At 37.8% G+C, this 1801-nt stretch carries 1 protein-coding gene; it reads right to left on the bottom strand.

Annotation, left to right across the window (positions count from 1 at the left end; genetic code table 11):
* On the bottom strand, window positions 1-1760 hold a 1760-nt coding region (locus AC1Z3S_RS19980; RefSeq protein ID WP_461741833.1), incomplete at its 3' end, for an ATP-binding protein.
* Window positions 1761-1801 lie beyond the last annotated feature (41 nt).

Below are 1801 nucleotides of genomic sequence, written 5' to 3'. Positions count from 1 at the left end.
GCTGTTTCTACTTCTTCTTTATCCTTCAGGTCATAAATGGAGCTAATCATAGCTTGTGCGGTATCTTTCGCATCCACATCTTTCAAAAAAACAATCGGGTCTAAAACACCATGATTCTTCGGATTTTTAGCATCCAGCGTCACATAATGAAATGACCGTAAATGCTTTAAAAAACTAGGATAATGTTGCTGCATATACGGATCGTTCACCGTTCGTTGAAATTGTTTTCGTACTTCCTGCTTTGGATCAATATAGAGTGTTTTTACCTTCATGAAAGAAGAATAAAAGAAAATCATTTTCGTTAAGTAAGATTTTCCTTTACCAGTTTCACCAGTAATTGCAATATGAGGACTATCCGTCATTGCTCGCTCTTGGCCTTGATTGGCCACTAAGAAGTTATACAACACAATATTTCGTGAAGCCTTAATACTTTCTTTCAGGGAATCTGTTTCATCATAATAATCCGTTCGGCCAATGTACCACCCAGCATTTGTACCCACATTATTTGTCACCGCAAATAATGATTCTGCTAACGTTTGGCCATTAGAGACTTGCATATAATCTCGCTGATTTTCAATACTCTTGCCTTCTAATTCTTGATAAAAGAGTTCTAATTGCTTGGCCGTTGGCCGCACAACTCGAATCCCTATATTATCCATCGTAGAAATCAAAGAATCCCCACGAACACGGCATTGCCGAACATCTTTTCCTCCAATGACAAAACACGCCATCCATTTTAAAATAGGTTCATTTTTATCAATTTCATTTTCTAAACGATCAGTTGCCTGTAACCCAAGTTTTAGCTTATCTGTTACAGGATCACCTGCCTGCATTGTATCTTGCGCTTCATTCGTAAATCGACGTTTTTTTGCACTCACCTTAGAAGAAAATCCAGTTAAACCACTAGCTTCCACATAACAGGCTTTTATCCGTATTTCACAAGGAAAGCCCATTTTCTGAGCCAACTGAAACAAATGATTATTGGAAATGTTAATACTTTCAAAATTCGCAATTGGCAAAGTGGCCATCACACTTTTACCAATATCAGCTTCTAAATGCAAAAATCCAACGTCGGAAACAGGATCAATCACAGCATCCGTAATTCGCTCTTTATTTCGCACCTCAAACGCTGCATCATGTTCCATATGCCGAATATAGTTATACCGATTGACATAGACTGTTTCATCTTCAGTTAAACGAATGGCTTTTCTAGAGCGCAACGACCGAAACAATTCTTCTTCCAAGTTCTTGATTTTAGAAAATATCTCCATATCCACAACTTGGCGTTTGCCTAACCAGACTAAAACCTTATCGGTTACATCCGCTGTTACACGTTTCACCGTGTCAACAGGGTTAGCATTGGAATACACATCTTTTAACCGCACACCTAAAATGAAATCAGGTTCCGTAATCTCACCTAGATTTTCTTTTAATGAATGGATTGTCCGATTCATATACTCCGTACCTAACGCATAAGATTCCATTGCTAAATCTTTTTGAAAATCCTCAAAACGGCTTGTCAGCTGCTTATCTTTAGGAAACATGAAAATCTCAAACTCTTTGAATCTTGGTAAGGTTTTCCGAAAAACATTTGTCCATTTTCGTTTAAATTCCTCAATCTTATCTAAATTCCCGAAATTTGTTTCCTCTGGTAATACTCGGTAGTACGCCCAAACGTAGCCCTCTTTTGTCAGCAACATATTATTATGTATCGTCTTTAAAGGGGACTGGTACGTTTTAATTCCAGTGTCTACTGCCATACTTGCTATCCAACTCCTTTTAAAAAAGAGCCTAGCGTTAA

This window comes from Enterococcus sp. LJL90 (assembly GCF_056924355.1).
The sequence above is the reverse complement of the archived record's forward strand: the minus strand, read 5'-3'. Positions and strand labels throughout refer to the sequence as shown.